Source organism: Streptomyces manipurensis (assembly GCF_049570255.1).
In the GTDB taxonomy this organism is placed as follows: Bacteria; Actinomycetota; Actinomycetes; order Streptomycetales; family Streptomycetaceae; genus Streptomyces; species Streptomyces manipurensis.
This window is the reverse complement of the sequence record NZ_CP186950.1, coordinates 3,753,703-3,772,625: the sequence shown is the minus strand read 5'-3', so window position 1 is coordinate 3,772,625 and position 18,923 is coordinate 3,753,703. Positions and strand designations below refer to the sequence as shown.

At 71.9% G+C, this 18,923-nt stretch carries 17 protein-coding genes and 1 pseudogene; 8 read left to right on the top strand and 10 right to left on the bottom strand.

From position 1 onward, the window contains the following. Positions 1–28: 28 nt before the first annotated feature. From ACPU2J_RS17385 to pknB, 4 genes are all read left to right on the top strand, one after another. Positions 29–1,483: a PP2C family protein-serine/threonine phosphatase gene (locus ACPU2J_RS17385; RefSeq protein WP_420080212.1), complete on the top strand. Its 1,455-nt coding sequence runs from the start codon at positions 29–31 to the stop codon at positions 1,481–1,483. Between the two features lie 28 nt (positions 1,484–1,511). Further along, positions 1,512–2,936, top strand: coding sequence for an FtsW/RodA/SpoVE family cell cycle protein (locus ACPU2J_RS17380; protein ID WP_361589721.1), 1,425 nt, complete (start codon positions 1,512–1,514; stop codon positions 2,934–2,936). Then, entirely contained in the window at positions 2,933–4,399 is a 1,467-nt protein-coding gene (locus ACPU2J_RS17375; RefSeq protein ID WP_420080213.1) for a peptidoglycan D,D-transpeptidase FtsI family protein, read from the top strand. The genes ACPU2J_RS17380 and ACPU2J_RS17375 overlap by 4 nt, the downstream gene beginning before the upstream one ends. A 192-nt stretch (positions 4,400–4,591) precedes the next feature. Continuing rightward, on the top strand, positions 4,592–6,622 hold the full coding sequence (gene pknB / locus ACPU2J_RS17370; protein ID WP_420080214.1) for a Stk1 family PASTA domain-containing Ser/Thr kinase: 2,031 nt from the start codon (positions 4,592–4,594) through the stop codon (positions 6,620–6,622). 186 nt (positions 6,623–6,808) lie between these two features. On the opposite strand, the gene ACPU2J_RS17365 is transcribed toward pknB, so the two are convergent. The 6 genes and pseudogenes from ACPU2J_RS17365 to ACPU2J_RS17340 form a co-directional block, all read right to left on the bottom strand. Further along, positions 6,809–7,537 carry a class E sortase gene (locus ACPU2J_RS17365; protein WP_420080215.1) on the bottom strand — a complete coding sequence of 243 codons (729 nt, stop codon included), beginning with the start codon at positions 7,535–7,537 and terminating at the stop codon, positions 6,809–6,811. A 13-nt stretch (positions 7,538–7,550) separates the two neighbouring features. Continuing rightward, a pseudogene (locus tag ACPU2J_RS17360) lies at positions 7,551–8,246 on the bottom strand (class E sortase); the annotation flags it as partial. Positions 8,247–8,380: 134 nt separating this feature from the next. Continuing rightward, a complete protein-coding gene (locus ACPU2J_RS17355) occupies positions 8,381–9,019 on the bottom strand; it encodes an aminodeoxychorismate/anthranilate synthase component II (protein ID WP_361589731.1) in 639 nt (212 codons plus the stop codon). Next, the gene (locus ACPU2J_RS17350; RefSeq protein WP_030011120.1) at positions 9,016–9,192 is read right to left on the bottom strand and encodes a hypothetical protein; all 177 of its coding nucleotides are present in this window, start codon (positions 9,190–9,192) and stop codon (positions 9,016–9,018) included. Before ACPU2J_RS17350 ends, ACPU2J_RS17355 begins: the two co-directional genes overlap by 4 nt. A gap of 89 nt (positions 9,193–9,281) precedes the next feature. After that, positions 9,282–10,064: a class E sortase gene (locus ACPU2J_RS17345; RefSeq protein ID WP_420080216.1), complete on the bottom strand. Its 783-nt coding sequence runs from the start codon at positions 10,062–10,064 to the stop codon at positions 9,282–9,284. After that, positions 10,030–10,809: a DUF881 domain-containing protein gene (locus tag ACPU2J_RS17340; protein ID WP_361589737.1), complete on the bottom strand. Its 780-nt coding sequence runs from the start codon at positions 10,807–10,809 to the stop codon at positions 10,030–10,032. Before ACPU2J_RS17340 ends, ACPU2J_RS17345 begins: the two co-directional genes overlap by 35 nt. 91 nt (positions 10,810–10,900) lie before the next feature. Here ACPU2J_RS17340 and crgA point away from each other — a divergent pair, with 91 nt between their 5' ends. Further along, entirely contained in the window at positions 10,901–11,155 is a 255-nt protein-coding gene (gene crgA / locus ACPU2J_RS17335; RefSeq protein WP_030031168.1) for a cell division protein CrgA, read from the top strand. A 115-nt stretch (positions 11,156–11,270) separates the two neighbouring features. Here the strand turns inward: crgA and ACPU2J_RS17330 are convergent, their stop codons facing one another. Continuing rightward, on the bottom strand, positions 11,271–12,146 hold the full coding sequence (locus ACPU2J_RS17330) for a rhomboid family intramembrane serine protease (protein ID WP_423833562.1): 876 nt from the start codon (positions 12,144–12,146) through the stop codon (positions 11,271–11,273). Between the two features lie 162 nt (positions 12,147–12,308). Further along, positions 12,309–12,836, bottom strand: coding sequence for a peptidylprolyl isomerase (locus ACPU2J_RS17325; protein ID WP_361589744.1), 528 nt, complete (start codon positions 12,834–12,836; stop codon positions 12,309–12,311). A 177-nt stretch (positions 12,837–13,013) separates the two neighbouring features. Here ACPU2J_RS17325 and ACPU2J_RS17320 point away from each other — a divergent pair, with 177 nt between their 5' ends. Next, on the top strand, positions 13,014–13,703 hold the full coding sequence (locus ACPU2J_RS17320) for a DUF5324 family protein (protein WP_423833561.1): 690 nt from the start codon (positions 13,014–13,016) through the stop codon (positions 13,701–13,703). Between the two features lie 83 nt (positions 13,704–13,786). Here the strand turns inward: ACPU2J_RS17320 and ACPU2J_RS17315 are convergent, their stop codons facing one another. Next, complete coding sequence (locus ACPU2J_RS17315) at positions 13,787–14,320, bottom strand: LysM peptidoglycan-binding domain-containing protein (RefSeq protein WP_420080218.1); 534 nt, start codon at positions 14,318–14,320, stop codon at positions 13,787–13,789. 191 nt (positions 14,321–14,511) lie between these two features. Between ACPU2J_RS17315 and ACPU2J_RS17310 the strand changes: the two genes are divergently transcribed. Both ACPU2J_RS17310 and ACPU2J_RS17305 read left to right on the top strand, forming a co-directional pair. After that, positions 14,512–15,417, top strand: coding sequence for a hypothetical protein (locus ACPU2J_RS17310; protein WP_420080219.1), 906 nt, complete (start codon positions 14,512–14,514; stop codon positions 15,415–15,417). 91 nt (positions 15,418–15,508) lie between these two features. Beyond that, positions 15,509–15,673 (top strand): hypothetical protein, encoded by a 165-nt coding sequence (locus ACPU2J_RS17305; protein WP_360865587.1) that lies wholly within the window; start codon positions 15,509–15,511, stop codon positions 15,671–15,673. Between the two features lie 83 nt (positions 15,674–15,756). Here the strand turns inward: ACPU2J_RS17305 and ACPU2J_RS17300 are convergent, their stop codons facing one another. After that, positions 15,757–18,825, bottom strand: coding sequence for an AfsR/SARP family transcriptional regulator (locus tag ACPU2J_RS17300; protein WP_423833560.1), 3,069 nt, complete (start codon positions 18,823–18,825; stop codon positions 15,757–15,759). Between the last annotated feature and the right edge of the window lie 98 nt (positions 18,826–18,923).

Genomic DNA, 18,923 nt, shown 5'->3' with positions numbered 1-18,923 from the left:
GGAAGCTTCGTCGACAGGGCAGGTGCGCATGAGTCTGTCCCTGCGGTTCGCAGCCGGCTCCCACAAGGGCATGATCCGCGAGGGGAACGAGGACTCCGGCTACGCCGGTCCGCGTCTCCTGGCGATCGCCGACGGCATGGGAGGCCAGGCCGCCGGCGAGGTCGCGAGCTCCGAGGTGATCTCCACCCTGGTGCAGCTCGACGACGACGTCCCGGGCTCCGACATCCTCACCGCCCTGGCCAGCGCCGTGCAGCGGGCCAACGACCAGCTGCGCGTCATGGTCGAGGAGGACCCCCAGCTCGAGGGCATGGGCACCACCCTCACCGCCCTGCTGTGGACCGGCCAGCGCCTCGGTCTCGTCCACGTCGGCGACTCCCGCGCCTACCTGCTCCGCGACGGCGTCCTCACGCAGATCACCCAGGACCACACCTGGGTGCAGCGCCTCGTGGACGAGGGACGCATCACGGAGGAAGAGGCCACCACCCACCCGCAGCGCTCCCTGCTGATGCGCGCGCTGGGCAGCGGCGACATCGTCGAGCCCGACCTCTCCATCCGCGAGGTCCGCGCCGGCGACCGCTACCTGATCTGCTCCGACGGGCTCTCCGGCGTCGTCTCCCACCAGACCCTGGAGGAGACCCTCGCCGACTACCACGGCCCCCGCGAGACCGTGCAGTCGCTGATCCAGCTCGCCCTGCGCGGCGGCGGTCCCGACAACATCACCTGCATCGTCGCCGACGTGCTCGACACCGACAGCGGCGACACCCTCGCCGCCCAGGTCAGCGACACCCCGGTGGTCGTCGGCGCGGTCGCCGAGAACCAGCACCAGCTCTTCGACGGCGGCAACGCCATGCAGTCCGCGGCCGGCCGCGCCTCCGGACTCGGCCGCCAGGCCCCGCCCCCCGCCGGCTCCTTCGGGCCGCCCGGGAGCGGCGACGCGGGTGCCTACGGGTACGGCGACCAGGGCCAGGGCGGCGGCGGTTACGGCTCCTTCGGCGAGGCCGACGGCTACGACGGCGGCTACGAGGACACCTACGACCACCCCCGCAGGCGCCGCGGCAAAGGGCGCAAGTGGGCCACCCGCACCCTGACCCTGCTCATCGTCGCCGGCGTCATCGGCGGCGGGCTCTACGCCGGCTGGCGCTGGACCCAGACCCAGTTCTACGTCGGCGTGAAGGGCGAGCACGTGGCGCTCTTCCGCGGCATCAGCCCGAAGCTCGGACCGCTGGAACTCTCCAAGGTGGAGACCGACCGCCCCGACATCGAACTGAAGTACCTGCCGCCCTTCAAGCGGAAGCTCGTCGAGGCCACCATCAGCGAGGGCACCCTCGACGGGGCCCGCAAGAAGCTGGACGACCTCGGCGTCCAGGTCTCCGCGTGCAAGAAGGACGAGGAGCGCCGGAGCGCCGAGGCCCAGAACAGCCAGACACCCGGCCCCAGCCTGACTGCCGAGGAGCAGCAGCTGGTCGGCCTGTGCGGAAAGTAGCCCGCGGGCGCAGGGGGCCTGCCACACCATGAGCGTTGTCACCAACACGACCACCATCGGCGCCATCGAGCTGCCGAGCCGGCGGAACACCGAGCTGATGCTGCTCGCCTTCGCCGTGGTCATCCCGATGTTCGCCTACGCCAACGTGGGTCTCGCGATCAACGGCTCCCTGCCGCCCGGCATGGTGCTCTACGGCCTCGGCCTGGGCGCCCTGGCCGGGGTCGCGCACTTCGTCGTGCGCCGGTACGCCAAGTACTCGGACCCGCTGCTGCTGCCGCTGGCCACCCTCCTCAACGGGCTGGGCCTCGTGCTGATCTGGCGCCTGGACCAGTCCGAGCGCCTGCAGAACCTGGCCAAGCGGTCGTTCGGCGCGTTCTCCCCCTCCGCGCCCCGGCAGATGATGTACACGGCGCTGGCCATCGCCCTGTTCGCCGCGGTGCTGCTCATCCTCAAGGACCACCGCGTCCTGCAGCGGTTCACGTACATCTCCATGGCGGGCGCCCTGGTCCTGCTGATCCTGCCGGTCGTCCCGGGCCTCGGCGCGGACGTCTTCGGCGCCAAGATCTGGATCAGCGTCGGCGGTTTCTCCATCCAGCCCGGTGAGTTCGCAAAGATCGTCATCGCGATCTTCTTCGCGGGCTACCTGATGGTGAAGCGGGACGCGCTGGCGCTGGCCAGCCGCCGCTTCATGGGGCTCTACCTGCCGCGCGGCCGCGACCTCGGCCCGATCCTGATGATCTGGGCGATGAGCCTGCTCGTCCTGGTCTTCGAGAACGACCTCGGCACCTCGCTGCTGTTCTTCGGCATGTTCGTGATCATGCTGTACGTGGCCACCGAGCGCACCAGCTGGATCGTCATCGGCCTGCTGATGTCGGTCGGCGGCGCCGTGGTCGTGGCCAGCTTCGCCAGCCACGTGCAGGCCCGCGTCAACGCCTGGCTCGACCCCTTCGGCTGCTACGCCACCTCCGGGGCCTGCGAGCAGGTCGGCCAGTCGATCATGAGCTTCGGTTCCGGCGGCGTCCTCGGCGCCGGCTGGGGCCAGGGCAACTCCGACCTGATCGGCTTCGCCGCGAACTCCGACTTCATCTTCTCCACCGTCGGCGAAGAGCTCGGCCTCGCCGGTGTGATGGCCTTCCTGCTGGTCTACGGGCTCATCATCGAGCGGGGCGTCCGCACGGCGCTCGCCGCCCGCGACCCCTTCGGCAAGCTGTTCGCCATCGGCCTCTCCGGCGCCTTCGCGCTCCAGATCTTCGTCGTCGCCGGCGGCGTCATGGGCCTCATCCCCCTCACCGGCATGACGATGCCCTTCCTCGCGTCCGGTGGTTCCTCCGTCCTCGCGAACTGGATCCTCATCGCCGTCCTCATCCGGATCAGCGACACCGCACGCCGCCCCGCGCCGGCCCCCGCCCCGTCCCCCGACTCCGAGATGACCCAGGTGGTCCGCCCGTCATGAACAAGCCCCTGCGCCGCATCTCGCTGTTCTGCGGGCTGCTCGTCCTCGCCCTGCTGGTCCGCACCAACTGGATCCAGTACGTCCAGGCCGAGGAGCTCAGCACGCGCAAGGAGAACCGACGGGTCCAGATCGCCCAGTACGCCACCGAGCGCGGCAACATCATCGTCAAGGGCGAGCCGATCACCGGCTCGGCGGTCACCAACGGCAGCGACTACAAGTTCAAGCGCACCTACAAGGACGGCGAGCTGTGGGCGCCGGTCACCGGATACGCCTCGCAGGCGTTCGGCGCGACCCAGCTCGAGTCGCTGGAGGACGGGATCCTCACCGGCAACGACGACCGGCTGTTCTTCGACCGCACCATCGGCATGTTCACCGGGGAGAAGAAGCAGGGCGGCAACGTCGTCACCACGCTCAACCCGGACGCGCAGCGGGCCGCCTTCGAGAAGCTCGGCACCAAGAAGGGCGCGGTCGCCGCGATCGACCCGCGCACCGGTGCCATCCTCGCCCTGGTCTCCACCCCCTCGTACGACCCGTCCCGCTTCGCGGGCAACTCCAAGGACGACGAGAAGGCCTGGGTCGAGCTGAAGGACAGCGAGGACAAGAAGCTCGTCAACCGCGCCCTGCGCGAGACCTACCCGCCGGGCTCCACCTTCAAGGTGGTCACCGCCGCGGCCGCGCTGGAGCACGGCGTGGTCAAGGAGATCAACGACCCGACGGACACGCCGGAGCCGTACATCCTCCCCGGCACCAAGACGCAGCTGCCGAACTCGCACACGGGCTGTGAGAAGGCCAGCCTGAACGAGGCGCTGCGGATCTCCTGCAACTCCGTCTTCGCGAACCTCGGCGACAAGGTCACCCGCGACAAGATGGTCGAGACGTCGGAGAAGTTCGGCTTCAACAACGACAAGATCGACGTTCCGGTCCGCGCCTTCGCCAGCATCTACGACAAGAAGATGGGCCGGGACGGCAACGCGCAGAGCTCCATCGGCCAGTTCAACACCGCGGCCACCCCGCTGCAGATGGCGATGGTCACCGCGGGCATCGCCAACGACGGCAAGCTGATGAAGCCGTACATGGTCGACCACCTGACCGCCCCGAACCTGGACATCATCGAGAAGCACGAGCCGGCCGAGATGAGCCGGCCGCTCTCTGCCGCCAACGCGCAGAAGGTGCAGGAGATGATGGTCAACGTCGTCGAGAGCGGCACCGGCGAGAAGGCCAAGATCAAGGGCACCAAGGTCGGCGGCAAGACCGGTACCGCCCAGCACGGCGAGGGCAACAAGAAGCGCCCGTACGCCTGGTTCATCTCCTACGCCGAGAACCCGGACGGCAGCTCGCCCGTCGCCGTCGCCGTCGTGATCGAGGACAGCGAGGGGACCGCGCGCGACGACATCAGCGGTGGCGGTCTGGCCGCCCCCGTCGCCAAGGCGGTCATGGAAGCGGTGCTCAAGGGCCAGGGGTGACCGAGGACCACCGGCCGGGAGAGTGATCCACATCACTCCGCACCGGCCGGATCCGCGCGTACGGTACCGGTCCAGTATCAGCCTGTGGCCGCGAACCGATCACGGACGATCGGCCGGTAGCCTTTGCGCGAACAGCACACCGCCGGACCACACACAGGTGCGGTCGGGACCGACGGAGAGGGCTGGAACGTTATGGAAGAGCCGCGTCGCCTCGGCGGCCGGTACGAGCTGAGCCACGTGCTCGGCCGCGGTGGCATGGCCGAGGTGTACCTCGCCCACGACACCCGGCTCGGCCGTACCGTCGCCGTCAAGACCCTGCGTGCCGACCTCGCCCGTGATCCGTCCTTCCAGGCCCGGTTCCGGCGCGAGGCCCAGTCGGCCGCGTCCCTGAACCACCCGGCGATCGTCGCCGTCTACGACACCGGCGAGGACTACGTCGACAACATCTCCATCCCGTACATCGTGATGGAGTACGTCGACGGTTCCACGCTGCGCGAGCTGCTGCACTCGGGCCGCAAGCTGCTGCCCGAGCGGACCCTGGAGATGTGCATCGGCATCCTCCAGGCGCTGGAGTACTCGCACCGCGCCGGCATCGTGCACCGCGACATCAAGCCCGCCAACGTGATGCTGACCCGCACCGGCCAGGTCAAGGTCATGGACTTCGGCATCGCCCGCGCCATGGGCGACTCCGGCATGACCATGACGCAGACGGCCGCCGTCATCGGCACCGCCCAGTACCTCTCCCCGGAGCAGGCCAAGGGCGAGCAGGTCGACGCGCGCTCCGACCTGTACTCCGCGGGCTGCCTGCTCTACGAGCTCCTCTGCGTCCGGCCCCCGTTCGTCGGCGACTCCCCGGTGGCCGTCGCCTACCAGCACGTACGGGAAGAGCCGCAGCCGCCGTCGAACTTCGACCCCGAGATCACGCCCGAGATGGACGCCATCGTCCTCAAGGCCCTGGTCAAGGACCCCGACTACCGCTACCAGTCGGCCGACGAGATGCGCGCCGACATCGAGGCCTGCCTCGACGGCCAACCGGTGGCGGCCGCGGCGACCATGGGCGCGGCCGGCTACGGCTACCCCGACCAGGGTCACGGCTACGGCCCCCAGGGCTACGACCAGCCGACCACCGCCCTGCGCACGGCGGACCCCGGCGCCCAGACGTCGATGATGCCGCCGATGCCCCCGGGCGACGGCGGCTACGGCTACGGCGACCAGGGCCACGGCGGCTACGACCAGGGCCCGCGGCGCCAGCAGAAGAAGAGCAAGGCCTCCACGGTGCTGCTCGTCGCGGCCGGCGTCCTCGTCCTCGTGGGCGCGATCCTGATCGGCCGGGCCCTCCTCGGCGACCAGGCCGACAACCGCCCCTCCGTGCCGAAGCTCGTGGGCCAGACCCTCGAACAGGCGACGAAGAGCGGCGACAACGTCGGGCTCAAGGTCGTCAAGGGCGCCGACGAGCCCTGCGCCGACCAGCCCAAGGGCAACGTCTGCAAGCAGAACCCGGCCGAGGGCGTCAAGGCCGACGAGGGCTCCACGGTCACCGTGACGGTCTCCTCGGGCGCGCCGAAGGAAGCCGTGCCGAACGTCGTCAACCTCAGCTTCGAGGAAGCCGAGAAGGCGCTGAAGGAGAAGGGCTTCCAGGTCGACCGCAAGCAGCAGGAGTCCTCCCGGACGCCCGGCACGGTGCTCGACCAGACCCCCAAGGGCGGTGAGGCCGAGCGGAACTCCACGGTCGTGCTGACCGTCGCCAAGGAGATCGCCAAGGCGGAGGTCCCCGACCTCAAGGGCAAGACCAGGGACGACGCCGAGAAGGCCCTCAAGGCCGTCAACCTCAAGCTCGGCAGCGTGACCGAGACCGAGTCCCCCGGTGCCGTACCGGGCACGGTCGTCTCCCAGCAGATCGCGGCCGGCCAGCAGCTGGAGGTCAACAAGACCGTCAGCATCAGCATCGCGAAGGCCTCGACGCAGTCCGCGGTGCCGAACTTCGCGGGCCGCACCGTGAAGCAGTACAAGGAAGACCTGCAGCGGGCCAACCTGCGGATCGGCATCGTCGCCGGGCCGTCGGACGACAACGCGATCGTGGTCGGTACCAACCCGCCCCCGGGCACGCCCCTCGCCTCCGGGCAGCCCGTCGACCTGATCACCCAGCAGGGCGGTCAACAGGACGGCGGGAACGGGAACGGGAACGGGGGCTTCTTCGGCGGCCTGACCGGCGGACGCCGCTAGGTCGGCGGACCCGGCACGTACACGAGGGCGGGCCCCTCTCTCCACGGAGAGAGGGGCCCGCCCTCGTGCTCTCGGCGTCTCTGTACGCCCCGCTGCGGGCCGTGGACGGCCCCACCGGACTCCGTCGCACCGGCTGCCCCGCAAGAGCTCCACGCGGGCCCTGGGCGGGCCGGACGCGGCAGGGGCTCAGCGCAGCTCGGCGGGGGGCGTGCGCTTCGCGTCCACCTTCTCCGTGCGGACCAGCTCGCCCCACACGATGTAGCGGTACTTGGAGGTGTAGACGGGCGTGCAGGTGGTCAGCGTGATGTACCGGCCCGGAGCTGTCTTCCCCGACTCCTTCGGCACCGGGTTGATCACGTCGGTGTTGTACTTCGACGTCTGGCGCAGCTCCGCGAAGACCTTGTAGACGTACCAGGTGTCGCGGGTCTCGAAGACGATCGCGTCGCCGCTGCGCACCTTGTCGATGTTGTGGAACTTGGCGCCGTGGCCGTCGCGGTGCGCGGCCAGCGTGAAGTTCCCCTTCTCGTCCCACGGCAGGGCCGACTTCACCGGCTCCGTGTAGTAGCCGGCCACGCCGTCGTCGAGGACGTCCGGATCCGTACCCGCCTTGACGAGCACCTCGCCGTTCTTCATCGCCGGCACGTGCAGGAAGCCGACGCCGCCCCGGGTGTCGAGGGCGCCGGGCCCCGCGGCCTGCCCCGGCGCCGGCGCCAGCCACTCCCGGCGGACCGCGTCGCCGCGGGCGGCCGCGTCCCGGTCGGCGAGCACGTTCGTCCACCACAGCGAGTAGGCGACGAAGAGGCCGAGGACCAGGCCCAGGGTGATCAGGAGCTCGCCCAGCAGGCTCAGGAACCCGGCGAGCAGGCTGCGGCTGCCGGCGGGCGGGGCCGCGGCGCGGCGGTGGGCACGTGACACTGCTGATTCGTCCTTAGCTGGTCAGCGCGGGCGGTGGGCCCTGGCTGCGGGGGCGTTCCTCGGTCATCCTGCCCCATACGATCAACCGGTAGGTGCTGGTGAACTCGGGCGTGCAGGTGGTCAGGGTGATGTAGCGGCCCGGTGCGGTGAATCCCGAGCCCTCCGGCACCGGCTTGATGACCGCGACGTTCGTCGGGGGCGTCTGCGCCAGCGAGGAGGTCGTCTCGTACGTGTAGTACGCGTCCCGGGTCTCGACCACGACGGGGTCGCCGGGGACCAGCCGGTTGATGTAGCGGAACGGCTCGCCGTGGGTGTTGCGGTGTCCGGCCACCGCGAAGTTGCCCTGCGGGTCGGACGGCATCGCGCTCTTCAGGGCGCCCTCGGCGTAGTGGCCGACCATGCCCTTGTCCAGCACCTTCGGCTTGCTGATGCCCTCGGCCACCGGGACCTTCACGTCCAGCTTCGGGATGTGCAGGAGGGCGAAGCCCTGGCCCGGTTCGAAGGCCGTCACGGGGGGCGCGGCGGCCGCGCCCGGACCGCCCTGGCCGGACTGGCGTTCCCAGGTCTGCAGCAGCGAGCCCGCGGCACCGTTCGCCGCCCGCTCCGCCAGGAGGTTGGTGTACCAGAGCTGGTAGGCGACGAAGAGCAGCATCACGAGGCCGATCGTGATGAACAGTTCCCCGCCGAGCCGGCTCAGGACGACCACCGGGCCTCCGGACGCGGGCCGTTTGCGGCGCCGTCCGCCCCGCCTCCCGGACCGCCTGGCCGCGCGTTTCGCGGCCTCCTGGGCGGCCCTGCGTCGCGCGGCCCGGCCCTCCGTGGGCGCGGACGGCGCGACCGCGGTCACGCGAGGGCCTTGCCCACCACCGGGGCCAGCCCCGCCGAACGCTCCACCGCGCCCGCGTCGCCGCAGCGGACCAGCCAGTTCGCCAGCATCCGGTGTCCCCACTCGGTCAGCACCGACTCGGGGTGGAACTGCACGCCCTCGACGTCGTGCTCCCGGTGGCGCAGGCCCATGATGATCCCGTCCTCGGTGCGCGCCGTGACCTCCAGGACGTCGGGCAGCGTGCCGGGCTCGGCCGCGAGGGAGTGGTAGCGGGTCGCGGTGAAGGGCGAGGGCAGTCCCTCGAAGACGCCCCGGCCCTCGTGGACCACGGGCGAGGTCTTGCCGTGCAACAGCTCGGGGGCCCGGTCCACGACCCCGCCGTAGGCGACCGCCATCGACTGCATGCCGAGGCAGACGCCGAAGACGGGGACGCCCGTGGAGGCGCAGTGGCGGACCATGTCGACGCAGACGCCCGCCTCCTCCGGCGTGCCCGGCCCGGGGGAGAGCAGGACGCCGTCGAAGCCGTCCTGGGCGTGGGCCAGGGCGACCTCGTCGTTGCGCAGCACCTCGCACTCGGCGCCGAGCTGGTAGAGGTACTGGACCAGGTTGAAGACGAAACTGTCGTAGTTGTCCACCACAAGAATGCGTGCGCTCACGGAGTGGCTCCCGATCCCTCGTCCACCGTCACATCGTTGAACGGAAGGAGGGGCTCGGCCCAGGGGAAGACGTACTGGAAGAGCACGAAGACCACCGCGAGGACCAGTACGAGTGAGATCAGCGCGCGTACCCACGCGTTGCCCGGCAGATGCCGCCAGATCCAGCCGTACATGCCGCCTGATTCCTTTTCGTCCACTTTCGTTCGACGCACCGCGGAGGCGGTACGCGAACAGACTAAAGGCAGCGGCCCCGCCGGGAGGGTCACCCGGACGAACGCCCCCGTCCGCCCTGCGGCACCGGGCGGGTCCCGGTCAGCTCCGCCCAGACGACCAGCCGGTGGCTGTGCCCCCACTCCGGGTCGCAGGTGGTGAGGGTCAGATACCGGCCGGGGACGGTGAACGGCGACTTCGGCGGGACCGGGTCGACCACGGCGACGTCGGTCGGGAGCGTGCGCAGCGGCCCGCCCCGGACCGTGTACGTGTACCGGGCGGCCGCGTCCTGGACGATCACCTCGTCGCCGGCGCGCAGCCGCGGGAAGTCCTTGAAGGGGTCCCCGTACGTGCGCCGGTGGCCGGCCACGGAGAAGTTGCCGACCGCGCCGGGGCGGGCGGTGCCCGCGTAGTGGCCGAGGCCCTTCTTCAGCAGCTCGGCGTCCGTGCCCTCCAGGACGGGCTTGACCCAGTCGGGGCCGAAGCGCGGTACGTACATCTCGGCGAAGGGCCGGCCGGCCGGCAGGGGCGGCGGTTCCTGCGGGGCGGCCCCGGCGGCGGGCGGCGGGGCCGTCGCGGACGGTCCGGCGGCGGGGGCGCCGGGAGCGGGGGCGGCCGGGGTGGCGGCCGCCCAGTCGTCGCGCAGCCGGGCGCGCTCGCCGTCCATGGCCCGGTCGGCCTTGACCCCGGTCCACAGCAGCACGTAGGCGACGAACAGCACGATGAGCGTGCCGACGGTCAGGCACGCCTCGCTGAGCGTCCGCACCAGCAGCCGCAGCACGGCCCCGGGCCGGGCCCGGTCACGGAGTGGAGGTGGCGCCCACCGGCTTCGCATAGTGGAGGTCCACTGTGCCGGAGTAGGCGGGAAGTGTCAGCGCCTTGTGCTCGTCCACTTTCCAGCCGAGCCCGTACGCGTTCACGTACATCTGGTAGTTCTGCAGGGCGGGGGAGGCGGCGAGGGCCTTCTTCAGCGCGGCCGGGTCGCCGACGGCGGAGATCTTGTAGGGCGGGGAGTAGACCCGGCCCTGGAGGATCAGGGTGTTGCCCACGCAGCGCACGGCGCTGGTGGAGATGAGCCGCTGGTCCATGACCTGGATGCCCTGGGCGCCGCCCTGCCAGAGCGCGTTCACCACGGCCTGCAGGTCCTGCTGGTGGATCACCAGGTCGTTGGGCTGGGGCTCGGGCACGTTGGGGATGCGGGCGGTGGCGTTCGGCGGGGCGTCGTTGAGGGTGACCGTCAGCCCCTTGCCGGACAGCTCCTGGGTGCCGGAGGCGGCGCGGAGCGCGGCGAGCGCGGCGTCCTCGGCGCGGGTGCTGCCGTCGTCGCGGTCGGCGAGGGCCTCCACCCGGCGGCGCGCCGCTCCGGTGCTCGCCTCCAGCTCGGCGTTGTCGTCGCTGCGCTCCTTGATGAGGTCGGACAGCTTCAGGAGGGAGGCGTCCGTCCTGATGTTCGTACCCTTGGAGGTGTTGAAACTGGTGACGAAGAGCAGCCCGGCCAGGGCGAAGACGGCCGCCGTCAGCAGCCGGACCGGCCTGGCCCGGCGACGGGGACCCTTGGAGGAGTCGTCGGAATTGCTCAACGTACCCTTCTCCTTCAACGCCACAGGTCCACTACGCTAACGGACGCCCGGGGCAGGCAAGGTCCCCAGCGCATCGACAGGAGAGCCCCTCGTGCCGAAGTCACGTATCCGCAAGAAGGACGACTACACGCCGCCGCCGACGCGGCAGCCGCAGAACATCCGGCTGACGAACCGCAGCTGGGTCGCCCCGGTCATGCTGGCGTTCTTCCTGATCGGCCTCGCGTGGATTGTCGTCTTCTACGTGACCGAAACCCAGCTTCCGATCGAAGCCCTCGGCAATTGGAACATTGTGGTCGGTTTCGGGTTCATCGCGGCGGGATTCGGCGTTTCCACGCAGTGGAAGTAGCACCTGAAAGCCTCTGACGGAAGCTCTCCCCAGGAGTTATCCACAGCGTCATCCACACCTGAGGAAAAGACAGAAGATCTGTGGATAACTCTGTGGAGAGTTGACGCCGGTGTGATCAGGTGAGTTCCGCCGTACGGAGCACGATCAACGCTCCTGCCAGCAGGAACACCACCGCACAGGTACCCCACTGGACGAGCGCGCGATTCCTGGCGGCGGTGGGGGTGAGCAGGCCCACGGCCACCAGCGCGCCCGTGACCAGGCCGCCCACGTGGGCCTGCCAGGAGACGTTCAGCGTGCCGCCGAAGGGCACGAAGGTCAGCACCAGCATCAGCACGACCATGACGATCACGGGCCGCATCTCGTACCGCAGCCGGCGTGCCAGCACCACCGTCGCGCCCAGCAGGCCGAAGACGGCACCGGAGGCGCCCAGGGTCGGGGTGTTCGGCTCGGTCAGCAGGTAGACGAGGGCGCTGCCCCCCAGGCCGGAGAGCAGGTACACGGCCAGGTAGCGGGCGCGGCCCAGGGCCGCCTCCAGCGGGCCGCCGATCACCCACAGGCCGAGCATGTTCCCGGCGATGTGCCACCACTCGGCGTGCAGGAACACCGAGGTCAGCAGGCGGTAGTACTCGCCCGTGGACACGCCCTGGACGGGGCCGCCGAGGTAGTCGACGTAGCGGCCGAGCAGCTCCAGCTGCACCACCAGCGCCGGGGCCAGCAGGCCGACGAGGAAGACCGCGGCGTTGATGCCGATGAGGATCTTGGTGACGAGGTGCGGATCGGCGGCCACCACCCCGCCGGCGACGGTGCGCGGGGCGTTCGCGGCGGGCCGGTGCCCGGTGCCGGAACCGGCCCGGACGCATTCCGGGCACTGGAAGCCGACCGAGGCACTGATCATGCACTCGGGGCAGATGGGGCGCTCGCAGCGGGTGCAGCTGATCCCCGTGTCGCGGTCCGGGTGGCGGTAGCAGCCCGGCAGACGGTCGGTGTCCATCGGGTCCATCGGTCCCCTCGGTCAGCGGCAGGGCGGGCGGGGCACCCCGCCGGTCCGGATACACATCCAGTACGGACGGGCGGGGCGGAAAGGTTCCCGGGCGGGAACGGGCGCGGCCGGGCCGTGGGGGTCCGGCCGCGGTGGTCGGGCCGCGGGGGGCGGTCAGCGGCGCTCGATGACGACCGACTGGATGATCACGTCCTCCAGCGGGCGCTCGGTGCGCGGGTTGGTGGCGCCGCCGGCGATCGCGTCGACGGTCTTCTGGGAAGCCGGGTCGGTGACCTCTCCGAAGATGGTGTGCTTGCGGGTCAGCCAGGCCGTGGGCGCGACGGTGATGAAGAACTGCGACCCGTTGGTGCCCGGCCCGGCGTTGGCCATGGCGAGCAGGTAGGGCTTGGTGAAGGACAGGTCGGGGTGGAACTCGTCCGCGAACCGGTAGCCGGGGCCGCCGGTGCCGTTGCCGAGCGGGTCGCCGCCCTGGATCATGAAGCCGCTGATGACGCGGTGGAAGACGGTGCCGTCGTACAGCGGCTCCGTGGTCTTCTGGCCGTCCGTGGGACGGGTCCACTCGCGGGCGCCCGTGGCGAGCTCGACGAAGTTCCGTACGGTCTTCGGCGCGAAGTTCTCCAGCAGCTCGATCTCGATGTCGCCGTGGGTGGTCTTCAGGGTGGCGTAGAGCTTCTCGGCCACTGGGTCTGCCTTCCATCAGTCATCACTGTCGGTCCAGATGGTCGCACGGAGCGCTCCGCCGCACTGAAATTCGTCCACCCGTATGCCCTGTCACGCATGCCCGGTGGCGAGGCGGCATGCATGATCCGACAAAGGGTGGAAAGGTGAACTGTGTCCGCCACCGAGGAGGAGGATCCCGTGACCGGCAAGGACAGTGCGCGCCTGGCAGCCGAGAGCGCCAGGGAGAGTGTGCGGCACGCGGCGGAAGTGGTGGCGCCGTACGCGGAATCCGCCAGGGACGCCGCGGTGCACTACGCGCACGAGGCCAACGAACGATTCACGCCCCTGGTCTCGAGTGCGGCGCACGGTGCCGCGCGCCAGGCCAGGACGACCTACGACTGCCACCTGCACCCGCGGCTCAAGGCGGCGCGGGCCCACGTTCCCCCGAACGTGGACCGGGCGGCCACGAACGCGGTCAAGCAGACCCGCCACGCGGCCCGGCAGGCCGCCGAGTACACCCAGCCGCGGATCGAGAGCGCCCTCGCCGTCGCCACCCCGGTGGCCGAGGAGGCCGCGTCCCGGTCCGTCGCGGCCCTGGCGGCCCTGCGCGGCCAGGTGACCGCCAAGGAGGTGCAGAAGCTGGTGCGCCGCCACGAGCGGCGCGAGCGCCGCGGCAAGGTGCTGCGCGGCGCCGCCCTGGTGGGCGTGCTGGCGGTCGGTGCCTTCCTGGCCTGGAAGTGGTGGGACCAGCAGTCGAACCCGGACTGGCTGGTGGAGCCGCCGGCCGCCACCGAGCTGCCGGACCGCGAGGCCGCACCGGCGAGCTTCGACGACGAGCTGGCGGCGAAGGAGCGCGAGGCCGAGTCGGGCAACGACCCGATCGCCTAGCGGCCGCCGTCGCGCGCGGGTGAAGGGGCGGGGCCCCGGACCGAGGTCCGGGGCCCCGCCCCTTCACGTGTCCCCGGCGGGTCTCAGGTGGGGAGGGTCAGCACCATGCCCGGGCGGACGAGGTCGGGGCTGTCGCCGACCACCCCCCGGTTCATCGCGTAGAGCTCGCGCCAGCGGGCCTCGTTGCCGAGCTCGCGGCGGGCGATCTCGGCCAGCGAGTCACCGGCGCGGACGGTGTACGTGCGGTTCTTCGCGGACACCGGCGGCCTGGCCACGGGGGCCGCGGGCACGGCCTTGTGCGCGGCCGAGTGCGGCGTGGGGGTGTGCGCGGCCCCGCGCGCCGTCGAGAGCGGCTCCGGCCTGGGCCGCGCGGCCGGCCGGGGAGCGGCCGGTACGGCCTTGTGAGCCGCCGAGTGGGGCGTCGGGGTCGCGGGGGCCGGCCTCGGCGGGGCGGCGGCCGCGCGCTCCGCGGCGGCCCTGGTGGCCGCCGCCGCGTCGGCCGCCGAGCCCGCGGCGGCCGACGGCTCCGGGTCGGGCCGCCCGCCCTGCTCCCGCGCCTTCGCGGCGGCCTCGTCCGCGCCGTGCCTGTCGGACTTCAGGAAGTCGAAGAGTCCCATGTGCATACGCCTCCGGCGTGCTGGTCCCCCCTGGTTCGGTGCCCTTCCCCACTCTCTGCCACCGGGCGCCGGGCGGCCCCGTGGCCGGTCCGTCCGGGGGACGTGGGCCCGTACACCTTCATGGGAACACGCCGGGAAGGGACCGGGAAGGCACGCCGGGAACATCGTGGGACACGATGGAGGAGAATTCTGTGATCATCAGACAGGCCGCGGAGCGGGTAGTGCTGGTCAGGCCCGGACCCGGGCTCCTGGACGCCGCGGTCGTGGCGGGCCTGGACGTCTGGGTGGTGTCGGACACCGGGGCCTGGCCCCCGGGTGCGGAACCCCCCTCCGGCCTGCCGCCGCAACGGCTCCTGCGGGCGGACTTCGACGACCCGGCGGCGCTGCGGTCCCTGCTGACGAGGACGGTCGCCGAGCACGGGATCGGCCACGTCCTGTACCTCGCGGGCGACCTGGAGCGGGGCCTCGCGAGCGGTGTCTCGGCGGCGGCCGAGGACGTGCTGCGGGAGCTCTCGGCGGACCCCGGGCGCCCGGCCGGCCGGCTGCCGGACGCGGTGACCGTGCGGCGCATCCTCAACCAGAGCCGGACCTCCGCGGTGCGCGCCGAGGAGGCCGGGTCCGTCGCCGAGGCGTGCGCCCTGGCCGAGGACTTCCCCCTGCCGGTGGTCATCAAGTCGGCCGACAAGTCGGGGTGTTGGTGGACCGTGCCGGTCCACGACCGCTCCGGCCTCGACCAGTGGGCCGAACAGGCCGTCACCGCACGGCACTCGGCCCCGTACCTCGTCGAAGAGCTCCTGACGGGCGCCAGGTTCCGGGTGGACACCCTGACGGTCGACGGCATGCACCTCGTCGCCGCCATCACCCCCGAGGAGAACGCGGCGCCCCTGGCCGACCGGGAACAGGCGGGCATCCGCGCCACCGTGCGCGCCCTGCTCGACCTGGCCGGGTACGAACGGGGCACGACCAGGACGGACGTGCTGGTCGGAGCCCGGGGATCGCGGATCGCGGCGGCCACCGAACCGGACCGGGAACGGCACGGGAACGGCCGTTCCCGCGCATCCGTCACGAGCGGTATCGAGAGGGGAACGGACCGGTAAGGGACTCGAGGATTCTTTGAGTCGTCGAGAGCGGCCACCGCACCACAGCGGGAACCGCTCACCGGGCACCACACACCAGGGGGTTCAGAACATGCGCAGCAAGCTGGTCGGACTGATCGGAATCATCGCGGCGGCCCTGGTGATCGGAGCCGGTGTGACGGTCCAGACGGCGGACGCCGGTCAGCCCTCCGGGTACCAGGTGCTCGCGGACGACAAGGGCCCCGGCGCCCCCTCCCCGGGTCCGACCGGCAAGTAGCACACCGACCCCGCACGACACGACCGTGCCCGCACCGGAGATCCGGTGCGGGCACGGTCGTGTGCGGTCGGGCCGTGTACGGGTCAGTAGGTCCGGCGGTGCGCCGGCAGCCCCATGAACTCGAACAACGTCTCGGCCTGCGCCCGGTGCCCGGCCGCCGCGGTGAGGTCCCCCAGCGCCTCCGCCGCCCGGGCGAGGCCCAGCAGCGCGGACGCCTCCTCGGCCCGGAAGCTCATGGGCGACGCGATCCGGTGCGCGTGGGTGTGCAGGGCCAGGGCCGCTTCGTGCTCCCCCCGGATCGTGTAGAGCTGCCCGAGCACGTTCTCCACCTTGGCCAGCCGGATCGGGGCCCCGCTCGCCCGCCCGAGGACCAGGGCCCGCTCGGCGAAGGACCGGGCCGCCCCGGCGTCCCCGCGCTCCTGGGCCACCCGGGCGGACAGCGCCAGCACCAGGGCCACGTCGCCCGGGGACCTGGTCTCGTCGCACAGGTCCCGGGCCCGTTTGAGGCTGGCGTCCGCGTCCGCGTACTCGTACAGCCCCACCTGGGCGAAGGCCAGATCGGTGAGCGCCGTGATCTCGTTGCTGCGGTAGCCGAGCTCGCGGTCTATCTCGATGGCCCGGCGGGCCGCGGCCGCCGCCTCCGGATAGCGCCCCCAGCGCTCGTACAGGGTGCTGAGGGTGCTGAGGCTCTCCGCCTCCGCGCGCGGGTTGCCCAGCTCCGTGGCCATGGCCACGGACAGCTCCAGCAGCGGCAGCGCCTCCCCGTACCTGCCCAGCATCGACATCAGCAGACCGATGGTCGACTCGCTGTGCGCCTCGGTGTGCCGGTCCCCGGCGCGCACCGCGGTGTCACGCGCCTCCTTGGCCACCTCCAGCCCCTCCTCGAAGCGGCCGAGCTTCCAGCAGGCGGCCCCCAGGTTGGCCAGGCTGATGCCCAGCAGCGCCGGATCGTCGAGACGGCGGGCGGCGGCCACCGCCAGCCGTCCGATGCTCCAGAACTCGTCGAGCTGGCCCTGCGCGTGCAGGTGGAAGCCGACGTTGCGGCTGAGACAGGCCGCGTACCGGTCGTGCCCGCACCGCTCGGCGAGGGCGGCGGTCGCCAGCAGCCCGGCCTGCTCCCGGTCGAACCAGGCCGCGGCCTGGTCGGCGTCCCGGAAGGCCGGCCGCTCCCCCTCGTACGGGGCGATGCCGGTGGGGCGCTTCTCCCGGCCCGGGAACAGCACCTCGCAGGCCGCGTCGGAGGTGGTCATGTAGTAGCCGAGCAGCCGCTCGACGGCCGCCGCGTCGTCCTCGGCCGTCGCCCGCCCCCGCAGGCTCTGCGCGAAGCTGCGCACCAGGTCGTGGAAGGTGTAGAGGCCGATGTCGGGCTGCTGCACGAGATGGACGTCGAGCAGGAACTCCAGCGCGTCCTCGGCGTCGCGGACCGAGGTGCCGAGGAGCGCGGCCGCCGAGTGCACGTCGATCCCGGCGCACGGGTACAGGCTGAGGATGCGGAACGCCGTCCGGTACTCCTCGTCCATCGCCAGGTACGACAGGCGCAGGGTCGCCGCGACACTGCGCTCGCCGGAACTCAGCTCGTCCATCCGGCGCGTCTCGTCGCGCAGCCGCTCGACGAGGTAACGCACCGTCCAGCGCGGCCTGTTGCGCAGCCGCGCCGTCGCGATGCGCAGGGCGAGCGGCAGATGGCCGCAGAGCTCCGCCAGCTCCGCGGAGGCCTCCGGCTCGGCCGCCACCCTGCTCCCGCCGAGGGTCTCGGTCATCAGGACGGTGCTGTCCTCGGGCTCCATCATCCCGATGGACACCCACTCGACGCCGTCCAGGTCCAGCAGCCGCCCGCGGCTCGTGATCAGCGCGAGGCAGCCCGGCGCGGCCGGCAGCAGCGGCCGGATCTGCGTGGCGTCGACCGCGTTGTCGAGCAGGAGCAGCACCCGGCGCCCGTCCAGCCGGGACCGCCACAGGGCGGTGCGCCCCTCCAGGTCCTCGGGGATGCGGTCGCCCGGTGTGCCGAGGGCCCGCAGCAGGCTGTCGAGCGCGGCGGCCGCCGTGACGGGCCGGCCGCCCGGGGTGAAACCGTGCAGGTCGATGTGGAGCTGCCCGTCGGGGTAACGGTCGGCCAGCTGGTGGGCCGCCCGTACCGCCAGGGTGGTCTTGCCCATGCCGCCCATGCCGTCGATGGCGACGATCCGGGCGTGCCGGTCGCCGCCGCGTCCGGGACCGCGGACGTAGTCGAAGAGCTCCGCCAGCTCCCGGGCGCGGCCGGTGAAGTCCGGCAGGTCGTACGGAAGGGTGCAGGGGACCTCCTGCGAGGTCCCGGCGGAATGCGGTGCCGGTGGCGGCTGCGGCTGTTCGGGAACCCGTGCCGCGGAGCGCGGCGGCGTGGGATCGTCCCGCACGGCCGGGGCCCCTTCGGGCACGGCCGGCACCGCGGTCGCCTCCTCCGCCCCCGGCGGTACGGGTGCCGCGTGCTCCGCGGCGGGCTCGGCGGCCGGCCGTTCGGGCGCGGCCAGTTCGGGGCTGTCCCGCAGGATCGCCTCGTACAGCCTGGACAGCCGCGGGCCCGGGTCGATGCCGAGCTCGTCGACGAGCAGCCCGCGGACCTCCCCGTACTCCTTGAGCGCCTCCGCCTGCCGGCCCGACCGGTACAGGGCCAGCATGAGCTGGCCGCGCAGCGTCTCCCGCAGCGGGTGCTGCGTGATGAGCGCGCGCAGGCCGGAGATGAGGTCCCCGGACTCCCCCAGGACGAGGCTGAGTTCGAAGAACTGCTCCGCCGCGGCGAGCCTGCGCTCCTCCAGAGCGGTGGCCGCCGCCTCGATCACCCGTCCGCCCATGCCGGACAGGACCGAGCCCCGCCACAGCGCGAGGGCGCCGCGCAGCGCCTCGGCGGCCGCCTGGCGCCTGCCCTCGCGCAGGTCCTGGGCCGCCTTCCTGGTCAGTGCGTCGAACTCCAGGAGGTCGACCTGGTCATCCGTCACCACCACCCGGTAGCCGGGCCCGTCGGTCGCGATGACCTCGGTTCCCGCCGGTATGCGCCGGCGCAGGTCCGCGACGGCCTTGCGCACCTGGTGCGCCGCGGTCACCGGCGGATCCTTCTCCCAGGTCGCCTCGACGAGCCGTCCCACCGGCACCACCCGGCCGGATTCCAGCAGCAGCATGCAGAGGACGCGTTCCTGAATCGCTCCCCCCAGCCTCAGCCTCGCCGGTCCGGACCATCCCTCCAGGGACCCCAGCACGTTGAACCGTGGCCGAGCCC

Excerpts from the sequence above, each read along its gene's own strand:
- ACPU2J_RS17380 (WP_361589721.1), top strand. The coding sequence starts at position 1,512 with ATGAGCGTTGTCACCAACACGACCACCATCGGCGCCATCGAGCTGCCG.
- ACPU2J_RS17315 (WP_420080218.1), bottom strand. The coding sequence starts at position 14,320 with ATGGGACTCTTCGACTTCCTGAAGTCCGACAGGCACGGCGCGGACGAG.
- ACPU2J_RS17375 (WP_420080213.1), top strand. The coding sequence starts at position 2,933 with ATGAACAAGCCCCTGCGCCGCATCTCGCTGTTCTGCGGGCTGCTCGTC.
- ACPU2J_RS17330 (WP_423833562.1), bottom strand. The coding sequence starts at position 12,146 with ATGGACACCGACCGTCTGCCGGGCTGCTACCGCCACCCGGACCGCGAC.
- ACPU2J_RS17305 (WP_360865587.1), top strand. The coding sequence starts at position 15,509 with ATGCGCAGCAAGCTGGTCGGACTGATCGGAATCATCGCGGCGGCCCTG.
- pknB (WP_420080214.1), top strand. The coding sequence starts at position 4,592 with ATGGAAGAGCCGCGTCGCCTCGGCGGCCGGTACGAGCTGAGCCACGTG.
- ACPU2J_RS17350 (WP_030011120.1), bottom strand. The coding sequence starts at position 9,192 with ATGTACGGCTGGATCTGGCGGCATCTGCCGGGCAACGCGTGGGTACGC.
- ACPU2J_RS17385 (WP_420080212.1), top strand. The coding sequence starts at position 29 with ATGAGTCTGTCCCTGCGGTTCGCAGCCGGCTCCCACAAGGGCATGATC.
- ACPU2J_RS17300 (WP_423833560.1), bottom strand. The coding sequence starts at position 18,825 with ATGCTGCTGCTGGAATCCGGCCGGGTGGTGCCGGTGGGACGGCTCGTC.
- ACPU2J_RS17345 (WP_420080216.1), bottom strand. The coding sequence starts at position 10,064 with ATGCGAAGCCGGTGGGCGCCACCTCCACTCCGTGACCGGGCCCGGCCC.